Origin of the sequence: Saccharopolyspora montiporae (genome assembly GCF_015209505.1) — a bacterium.
In the GTDB taxonomy this organism is placed as follows: Bacteria; Actinomycetota; Actinomycetes; order Mycobacteriales; family Pseudonocardiaceae; genus Saccharopolyspora; species Saccharopolyspora montiporae.
In genome coordinates, this window is sequence record NZ_JADEYC010000011.1 from 107,139 (window position 1) to 115,718 (window position 8,580).

The 8,580-nt window shown below is 72.0% G+C and carries 10 protein-coding genes; 3 read left to right on the plus strand and 7 right to left on the minus strand.

Translation table 11 applies throughout. The features are described 5' to 3' along the window. Positions 1 to 17: 17 nt before the first annotated feature. Positions 18 to 767, plus strand: coding sequence for a DNA-formamidopyrimidine glycosylase family protein (locus IQ251_RS07425; protein WP_370591251.1), 750 nt, complete (start codon positions 18 to 20; stop codon positions 765 to 767). On the opposite strand, the gene IQ251_RS07430 is transcribed toward IQ251_RS07425, so the two are convergent. The 7 genes from IQ251_RS07430 to rimO form a co-directional block, all read right to left on the minus strand. After that, positions 736 to 2,037, minus strand: a complete 1,302-nt coding sequence (locus IQ251_RS07430) for a uracil-xanthine permease family protein (RefSeq protein WP_193927720.1) — start codon at positions 2,035 to 2,037, stop codon at positions 736 to 738. The genes IQ251_RS07425 and IQ251_RS07430 overlap by 32 nt on opposite strands. Before the next feature lie 159 nt (positions 2,038 to 2,196). Continuing rightward, the gene (gene pspM / locus IQ251_RS07435) at positions 2,197 to 3,039 is read right to left on the minus strand and encodes a phage shock envelope stress response protein PspM (RefSeq protein ID WP_193927721.1); all 843 of its coding nucleotides are present in this window, start codon (positions 3,037 to 3,039) and stop codon (positions 2,197 to 2,199) included. An 11-nt stretch (positions 3,040 to 3,050) separates the two neighbouring features. Next, positions 3,051 to 3,881: a PspA/IM30 family protein gene (locus IQ251_RS07440; protein WP_193927722.1), complete on the minus strand. Its 831-nt coding sequence runs from the start codon at positions 3,879 to 3,881 to the stop codon at positions 3,051 to 3,053. Positions 3,882 to 4,205: 324 nt separating this feature from the next. Further along, positions 4,206 to 4,664, minus strand: coding sequence for a helix-turn-helix domain-containing protein (locus tag IQ251_RS07445; RefSeq protein ID WP_193927723.1), 459 nt, complete (start codon positions 4,662 to 4,664; stop codon positions 4,206 to 4,208). Between the two features lie 191 nt (positions 4,665 to 4,855). Next, a complete protein-coding gene (locus tag IQ251_RS07450) occupies positions 4,856 to 5,347 on the minus strand; it encodes a CinA family protein (protein ID WP_193927724.1) in 492 nt (163 codons plus the stop codon). Further along, the gene (gene pgsA / locus IQ251_RS07455; protein ID WP_193927725.1) at positions 5,344 to 5,967 is read right to left on the minus strand and encodes a CDP-diacylglycerol--glycerol-3-phosphate 3-phosphatidyltransferase; all 624 of its coding nucleotides are present in this window, start codon (positions 5,965 to 5,967) and stop codon (positions 5,344 to 5,346) included. The genes IQ251_RS07450 and pgsA overlap by 4 nt, the downstream gene beginning before the upstream one ends. Then, on the minus strand, positions 5,968 to 7,395 hold the full coding sequence (rimO, locus tag IQ251_RS07460; RefSeq protein WP_193927726.1) for a 30S ribosomal protein S12 methylthiotransferase RimO: 1,428 nt from the start codon (positions 7,393 to 7,395) through the stop codon (positions 5,968 to 5,970). A 158-nt stretch (positions 7,396 to 7,553) separates the two neighbouring features. Between rimO and IQ251_RS07465 the strand changes: the two genes are divergently transcribed. Further along, positions 7,554 to 8,096, plus strand: a complete 543-nt coding sequence (locus IQ251_RS07465) for an amino-acid N-acetyltransferase (RefSeq protein WP_193927727.1) — start codon at positions 7,554 to 7,556, stop codon at positions 8,094 to 8,096. Between the two features lie 10 nt (positions 8,097 to 8,106). Continuing rightward, a partial coding sequence (locus IQ251_RS07470) for an amino-acid N-acetyltransferase (RefSeq protein ID WP_193927728.1) occupies positions 8,107 to 8,580 on the plus strand: 474 nt, incomplete at its 3' end.

Consider the following 8,580-nt stretch of genomic DNA (forward strand, 5'->3'; position numbering starts at 1 on the left):
TGCCCGAGGGAGACACCGTGTTCCGGGTCGCGGCCCGGCTGCACGAGGCGCTGGCCGGTGAGCGGATCACCCGTGGCGAGGTCCGCCACCCGCGGCTGGCCGAGCTGGAGCTCACCGGCAGGCGGGTGCGCGAGGTCCGCCCGGTGGGCAAGCACCTGCTGATCCGGTTCGAGGACGGCGGCACGCTGCACGCGCACCTGCGCATGGACGGCACCTGGCAGACCGGCCCGCCGGGTGCGCGGTGGCGCCGCCCCGCGCACCGCGCCCGGGTCGTGCTGACCACCGAGCGCAGCCAGGCGGTGGGTTTCGACCTGCACGACCTGCGCTGGCTGCCGACCAGTGCCGAGCACCGGGTGCTCGGGCACCTGGGACCCGACCTGCTGGATCCTGGGTGGGACGCGGACAGCGCGGCGGAAGCGGCGCGCCGGCTCACCGTCGATCCGCAGCGCGAACTGGGCACGGCGCTGGTGGACCAGCGGGTCCTGGCCGGGATCGGCAACGTGCACAAGAGTGAGATCTGCTTCCTGCTCGGTCGGCTGCCCGGCACCCCGGTCGGTGAGCTGGACGCGCAGCAGGTGGTGCGGGTGGCGCGCGACCAACTGCGACGCAGCGCGGAGCGCGGCTCACGCTCCGGGAACCCCGGCGAACGCACCCGGATCTACGGCAAGCGGGTGTGCCCGCGGTGCGGGACCGCTGTCCGGCGCACGCGGCAGGGCGCGGATGCGGACTCGCGCATCACGTTCCACTGCCCGCGCTGCCAGGTGTGACCCCGGTGCGCGCCCGCGCGTCGGCCAGGGCGCGCAGCAGCGGGTAGCCGAACACGATGCCGACCGAGCCCCACACGATCCCGGTGATGCGCAGTTCGCCCAGGGACAGCGTCAGGTCCCCCACGCCCGCGATGACCGAGGTCCCCAGCACCACGAGGTTGACCGGGTCGGTGAAGTCGACCCCGGCCCCGGCCCAGATCCGCACGCCGACCATGGCAAGCAGACCGAACAGCACGAGCGTGGCCCCGCCGAGCACGCTCATCGGGATCGTGGCGATCAGCGCGGCCAGCTTCGGCGAGAACGACAGCAGCACCGCCGCACCGGCGGCCACCGCGCACGCGGCCGTGGAGTAGACCCGGGTCGCCGCCAGCACCCCGACGTTCGGCGCGTGGTTGCCCAGCGCGGAACCGCCGGACGCCCCGGACAGCGCGGTAGCCAGTCCGCCCCCGATCAGCGCGTCGCCCACGTGCGGATCCAGGTTGCGACCGCTGACCGCGGCCACAGCTTTGAGGTGCCCGACGTGCTCGGCGACCAGCACGATCACCAGCGGCAACACGAACGGCATCACCGCGATGTGCACCTGCGGCGCGATCAGCTGCGGCAGCCCGACCCAGGACGCCTCGACCAGCGCGGTCACTCGCGCGTCGTCCAGCTGGCCCGCCACCGCCGCGTACGCCCAGCCGGCCAGGACGCCCACCAGCACCGCGGTCCGCCCGGCCATCCCGCGGCCGAGCACGAGCAGCAGCACCACCACGCCCAGCGTCAGCGCAGCAGGCACCGGTTGGTTGTCGAACGAGGACACCGACTGCGGGGCGAGGCTCAGCCCGATCATGAGCACCACGGCTCCGGTCACCACCGGCGGCATGGCCGACTCCAGCAGGCGCACCCCGAGGGCCTTCACCGCCACACCGACCGCGACCAGCAGCAGGCCGACGACCATGATCCCGCCGAGCAGGGCCGCGGGAGTAGCCCCGCCCTGTCCGGCCGCGGTGCTGAGCGGCACCACGAACGCGGTCGATGCGCCCAGGTACCCGGGGACGCGGTTGCGGGTGAGCACGAGGAACAGCAGCGTGCCCACTCCGGACAGCAGCAGCGTGGTGGTCACCGGGAAACCGGTCAGCAGCGGGACGAGGGTCGTCGTGCCGAACATCGCCAGCAGGTGCTGCACGCCGAACCCGACGGTCAACGGCCAGCTCACGCGTTCATCGGCGGCGACCATCGCTCCGCTCAACGGGCGTCGACCGCTGCCGTGCACGGTCCACACCGCCACATCGTCCTCCCACGACCAGCCGGATACGGCCCAATCTCGTCACGGCACGTAGTGATGGGAGCAAAGATTACTATTTCGCATCACACGATCAAGCCATCGTGAGCAAACGATTGAAAAAAGATCGGCCACCAGCAGTAACGCCAGCTCGGCGGGCGGCGATTAACGCCCTTCACCGCGGGATGGACCGGATCCGTCCTCCGGGGCACCGAAGACTTCGCGCAGCCCGGAGGCCAGTCCCGCCAGCCGGTCCGCGGCGTCCTGCAGCGCGTCGCGCTGCTCGGGGGCACCGCTGGCCGCCACCGCACGTCCCGCAGCGGCGACGAGCGTGCCGTACTCGGCAACACCGTCGTCCAGTTCGGACCGCAGCCGCCGGACGTCCTCGCGCAGCCCGGCCCGATCGGCGGGCGGCGAGTGCTCGATCGCGGCCTCCACGGACTGCAGCCGCTGCGCGCCGGTGCGCAGCTCGGCGGCGGTGGCATCGGCCGTGCCACGCGCATCGCCGGGTGCGCTGCCCGCTGCGGTCCCGCTGAGCTGGGACAGCGCCTTGTGCAGCGTCTGCTCGGCCTCCTGAAGCCGCTGCATGGGTTCCCGCGCCTCCGAGTCGCGCGGCGGCAGGGACACCGACACCGGCGGTGGATCCGGCAGCGGCTGCCGGTTGAGCCTGCGGTAGCGCAGGCCGGCGCCGACCGCACCGACACCGCTGGCCACGGCCAGACCGCCCAGGCCGAACGCACTGGTCATCTGGGCGATGTCACTGAGCGGACCTAGTCCGCTCCACACCGGGTCGGCGGCCATCGAAGCGTAGGAACCCACGCCGAACACGCCCGCCCCGGCGGCACCGGCACCGGCGGCCCGCTTGGACCTCCTGCGCCGGCGCAGCAGCCGCGCCCGCGGATCGCGCCACCCGGCGAACCGGCGACGCAGGTCGTCCAGGACGGGGCCGCGCAGCTGCTGCACGGCCGCTTCGCCCCACCGCACGAGCTCATCCCGGCGCGGCTGCACCTCGACCTCGCTCAGGCTTGACCGGTCTGCGGGTTCTGCTGCTGGGGGTCGGCCGCGGGCTGCGCCGCGTCCTGCCCACCCGTCACCTGCTGCTGACCGCCACCGGTGACCTCCTGCTGGTCGGGCCCCATGCTGGCGCGCAACTGGGCCAGCCGGCTGGCCCCCGCGGCGTCCGCGGAAGCCTGCTCGACCTCCATCATCCGGCCCTGCACGCTGTTCTGCGCCAGTTCGGCCTCACCGAGGGCGGTGGTGTAGCGGCTCTCGATCTTGTCCCGGACCTCGTCCAGCGACGGCGTGTTGTCCGGCGCCGAGACCTCGCTCATCTGCTTCATCGAGGACGAGACCTGCTCCTGCATCTTGGCCTGCTCCAGCTGGCTGAGCAGCTTCGTGCGCTCGGCGATCTTCTGCTGCAGCCGCTTGGAGTTCTGGTCGACGGCCTCCTTGGCCTGCGCCGCCGCCTGCAGGGACTGGTCGTGCAGGGTCTTGAGGTCCTCGACGCCCTGCTCGGCGCTCACCAGCTGGTTGGCCAGCTGCGAGGCGGTCTCCTCGTACTTCTGCGCCTTGGTCTCATCGCCCTCGGAACGGGCCTGGTCGGCCATGACCAGCGACTGCTTGGCCGAGGCCTGCAGCTTCTCCACCTCGCCGAGCTGGCGGTTGAGCTTCATCTCCAGCTGCCGCTGGTTGCCGATCACCGAGGCGGCCTGCTGGGACAGGGTCTGGTGCTGCCGCTGCGCTTCCTCGATGGCCTGCTGGATCTGCACCTTCGGGTCGGCGTGCTCGTCGACCTTCGACGAGAACGACGCCATCAGGTACTTCCAGAACTTCACGAACGGATTGGCCATCTCCTCCGCCTGCCTTCTCTAGCTGCTCGGCTGCCCCAAGCCGCCCCGCATCGGGCGTGCCCGCTGATTACATCGTGTCAGGTCGCCGTTGCGGCTTCCACCGAACACGGTAGATCCACCGGGAGTCACCCCGGGCTCACGGCCCATGATCGAACCAGCAACCGGCAGCCACGCACGCACCGGGGTGGCGCGTTGCAGAACCCGACACAGCACCAAAATACCCAGGATCACCGCGGGCTCCGAGCGGCGGCCACCGGCACGGGTACGACCGGGCACGGCAAGACCGCGATCCTGCCGTGCCCGGTCACCGAACTCGCCGAAACCTCAGGCGGCCACCACGACACCGCCCGACTTGCGCACCGGTGCGCTGATCCGCTGGCTGAGCACCGGCTGCAGCCGCAGGTCGCCGTCGGCCGCGGCCTCCGCACCGGCGAACTGCTGCTCGGACAGCTCCGACTCGGCCAACTGCGCACCGAGCAGGCTGGGCACCAGGGCGTCGCCGTCGACGTCCTCGCCGACCGGGCGATCCACCCCGTCCGGGGCGACCATCGTGTCGTCCAGATCACCGGCCACCGTCACCAGCAGATCCGGCAGCGGTAGCTCCAAAGCGCCGCAGATGGACGCGAGCAGTTCGCTGGAGGCCTCCTTGCGGCCCCGCTCGACCTCGGAGAGGTATCCGAGACTCACCCGGGCAGCGCGCGAAACGTCCCGCAGAGTACGAGACTGAGCGGTCCGGGCGCGGCGCAGTCGCTCACCGACCGCTTCCCGCAACAACACGGTCATCGCGCGCCTCCCTTCCTTGTACGCCTAGCGCGTGCACGACGCGTGAACGCCCCCCACGTTACTCACCACCGGCCCCTGACGAGAACGATCAGGCCGAAGTCCGCCGACGGCGAACGGCGGGTGTTCCGCGGGTGACGACCTGATCGACCCCGGTTTGCGGAGCGCAGCACTCCCGCGAACCCACTGCGGGGTCAACGCAGCAACTCCTCGAAGTGTTCCAGCGCCACCCGAACGGCGGCAGCCCGCACCGCGTGCCGATCGCCGTCCAGCTGCGCGGTCCACACCCGGGCGGTGTCCGGCCCGGCGAACCCGACGTGGACCGTGCCCGGCGCGACCCCGTCCTGCGGATCCGGTCCGGCGACTCCGGTGAGCCCGATCCCCCAGTCCGCGCCGCAGGCCGCGCGGGCGCCCGCGGCCAGCTGCGCGGCCACCTGCGGATGCACGGCGCCCCGCTCGGCCAACAGCTCGCTGTCCACCCCGGCGAGCAGCTCCTTGAGGTCGGTGGCGTACACCACCAGCCCGCCGCGCACCACGTCGCTGGCACCGGCGACGTCGGTCAGCACCGCCGACACCAGGCCCGCGGTCAGCGACTCGGCGGTGGCGACCGTCCGGGCGGTTCCGCGCAGCCGGTCCACCACCCGCTCGACCCGCGCGGGGTCGGCACCCAGCGCCTCGGCGATCATGCGGCACCCGCCCCGGACCGCGCCACCGCCCGCATCCGCAGCGCACGCGCCACGTAGTCGGCCCCGGTATAGACGGTGGCCAGCACCGCGGCCAGCAGCACCGCGAACCGGACCAGATCCAGCCAACCGCCGACCGGGATCAGGTACAGCCCGATGGCCACCGCCTGCAGCAGCGTCTTGACCTTGCCACCGCGGCTGGCCGGGATCACACCGTGCCGGATCACCCAGAACCGCAGCGCGGTGATACCCAGCTCGCGGCCCAGGATGATCCCGGTGGCCCACCAGCCCAGGTCACCGAGCAGGCTCAGCGAGATCAGCGCGGCGCCGGTCAGCGCCTTGTCCGCGATGGGATCGGCGAGCTTGCCGAAGTCGGTCACCAGCCCGCGCTTGCGCGCGAGGTCGCCGTCCACCCGGTCGGTGACCGAGGCGAGCACGAACACCGCGGTCGCCAGCCAGCGCCACAGCGGATCGTGCCCGCCCTCCCAGAACAGGGCGATGACGAACACCGGGACCAGCGCCAACCGGGACACGGTCAGCACGTTGGCGATGTTGAGCACCGGCGCCGGGACCGCCTCCGGCCGCGGCCCCGCCGGGTTCGTCGCGCCCCCGTCGGCCGCCATTCACACAACCCCCGCCCGGTCTCGTCCCTGCGTCTCGGGCCGGACCACCAGATCCACGCCCTCGGTGCCCACCACCCGGCAGCTGAGCACATCGCCCACCGCCACCGCACCAGGATCGAGGACCAGGCACTCGCCGTCCACCTCCGGTCCCTGGTGCTCGGCCCGGCCTGCGCATTCCGACTCGCCGGTGCGCTCCAGCAGCACCCGCACCGCGGCGCCGATGCGGTCCTCGGCGCGCTGCTCGGTCAGCTCGGCGACCAGCGAGGTGACCTGCTCGACGCGCGACGCCACCAGCTCCGGGTCCAGCTTGCCGTCCAGCCCGGCCGCCTCGGTGCCGTCCTCGTCGGAGTAGCCGAACACGCCCACGGCGTCCAACCGCGCCGCGGTGAGGAAGTCGCACAGCTCGGCCACGTCGTCCTCGGACTCGCCGGGGAAGCCCACGATCACGTTGCTGCGGATGCCCGCCTCGGGCGCGTGTTCCCGGATCTGCTCGATCAGCGCCAGGAACGACTCGGTGGATCCGAACCGGCGCATCCGGCGCAGCACCCCGGCGCTGGCGTGCTGGAACGACAGGTCGTAGTAGTCGGCCACGCCCGCAGTGCCCGCGATGGCCGCGATCAGCCCGGGCCGGGTCTCGGCGGGCTGCAGGTAGGACACGCGCACGCGGTCGACGCCCTCGACGGCCGCCAGCTGCGGCAGCAGGTGTTCGAGCGCGTCCGGATCGGACAGGTCCTTGCCGTAGGACGTCGAGTTCTCGCTGACCAGGAACAGTTCCCGCGCGCCGTGCCGGGCCAGCCACTGCGCTTCGCCGAGCACCTCCGCAGGCGGGCGGGACAGGAACGATCCGCGGAATGAGGGGATCGCGCAGAACGAGCAGCGGCGGTCGCAGCCGGACGCCAGCTTGAGTGCGGCCACCGGGGAGTCGTCCAGCCTGCGCCGGGACACCTCGCGCGCGGCCGGGACCCAGCCGTGCCCGGGGACGGCGACCTCGGCGGCTGCCGCGGGCCGCTCGGCGGGGCTGATCGGCAGCATCGTGCGCCGGTCCCGCGGCCGGTGCGCGGCCACCGGGCGTCCGGCGAGCACGTCGTCGAGCCGTTCGGCCAGCGCGGAGTAGTGGTCGAAGCCCAGCACGGCATCGGCTTCGGGCAGCTGTTCGGCGAGTTCGGCGCCGTAGCGCTCGGCCATGCACCCGACGGCGACGACCTTGGCCCCGGTGTCCCCGGCGGCCAGCAGGGTGTCCACCGAGTCCTTCTTGGCCGATTCCACGAAACCGCAGGTGTTCACCAGGACCACGTCGGCCTCGTCGGGTTCGGTCATCCGCCACCCCTGGCGGTCCAGGCCGCCGGCGAGCTCCTCGGAATCGACCTCGTTGCGCGCGCAACCGAGCGTCACCACGGCGACTCGGCGCTGATCGTGCTCGGTTGACATGCATCGAGCGTAACGCTCTGGGCGATCCGAGCTGCGCATGCGCCTGGACAACGGCACGCGCAGTGCGCGACCAGACCCGGAACCCGACCCGGCGGACCGATCGGGCATCGGCGACCCGACTGACCGATACCGCACGAGGAAGCTTAGGGTTACCTAATATGAATCCGGTGGAGGTGCGTCCGGCACGGGTCGGCGACGTGCGCGCTATCAAGCAGCTGATCGACCACTACGCGGGCAAGGTCGTGCTCGGCAAGGAACTGGTCACCCTCTACGAGGACGTGCAGGAGTTCTGGGTCGCCGAGCAGCACGGCCGGATCCTGGGTTGCGGGGCGCTGCACGTCCTCTGGGAGGACCTCGCCGAGATCCGCACCGTCGCCGTCGACCCGACCAGCAAGGGGCGCGGCGTCGGCCACCACGTCGTCGACCGCCTCGTGCGGTTCGCCCACGAACTCGGCCTCAGCCGCCTGTTCGTGCTCACCTTCGAGACGAGCTTCTTCGGCAGGCACGGATTCCGGCCGATCTCGGAGACCCCGGTGCCGCCCGAGGTGCACGACGAGATCCGCCGGTCGCCGGACGAAGGGGTGGCGCAATTCCTGGATCTCGCGCACGTGAAGCCGAACACCCTGGGCAACACGAGGATGCTGCTGCACCTGCGACCCACCGGGGTAGCCGCGACCACGTCGGGGCACCTGCGGAGCTAGCATGCGGGGCATGAATGACGATGCGCCGTCAACAATAGCTATTCGACGGGCGCGCATCGCCGACGTGCCCCGGATCAAGGCGCTGATCGATTCCTACGCGGGCGAAGTGCTGCTCGGCAAGGAACTGGTCACCCTCTACGAGGACGTGCAGGAGTTCTGGGTCGCCGACGACGGCGGCCGCATCCTGGGTTGCGGGGCGCTGCACGTCCTCTGGGAGGACCTCGCCGAGATCCGCACCGTCGCCGTCGACCCCGCCAGCAAAGGCCGCGGCGTCGGCCACCGCATCGTCGACCGCCTCGTGGAACTGGCCCGCGACCTGGGCCTCAGCCGCCTGTTCGTGCTCACCTTCGAGACGAGCTTCTTCGGCAAGCACGGATTCCGGCACGTCGACGGCGCACCGGTCGGCCCGCAGGTCTTCGAGGAGATGCGCCGCTCCGCCGACCCCGGGGTGGCCGAATTCCTCGACCTCGCCCGCATCAAGCCG

What these genes read in the sequence shown, in the direction of transcription:
- pgsA (WP_193927725.1), bottom strand. Translation starts at nt 5,967, where the DNA reads ATGGCGGCCGACGGGGGCGCGACGAACCCGGCGGGGCCGCGGCCGGAG.
- rimO (WP_193927726.1), bottom strand. Translation starts at nt 7,395, where the DNA reads ATGTCAACCGAGCACGATCAGCGCCGAGTCGCCGTGGTGACGCTCGGT.
- IQ251_RS07450 (WP_193927724.1), bottom strand. Translation starts at nt 5,347, where the DNA reads ATGATCGCCGAGGCGCTGGGTGCCGACCCCGCGCGGGTCGAGCGGGTG.
- IQ251_RS07440 (WP_193927722.1), bottom strand. Translation starts at nt 3,881, where the DNA reads ATGGCCAATCCGTTCGTGAAGTTCTGGAAGTACCTGATGGCGTCGTTC.
- IQ251_RS07445 (WP_193927723.1), bottom strand. Translation starts at nt 4,664, where the DNA reads ATGACCGTGTTGTTGCGGGAAGCGGTCGGTGAGCGACTGCGCCGCGCC.
- IQ251_RS07465 (WP_193927727.1), top strand. Translation starts at nt 7,554, where the DNA reads ATGAATCCGGTGGAGGTGCGTCCGGCACGGGTCGGCGACGTGCGCGCT.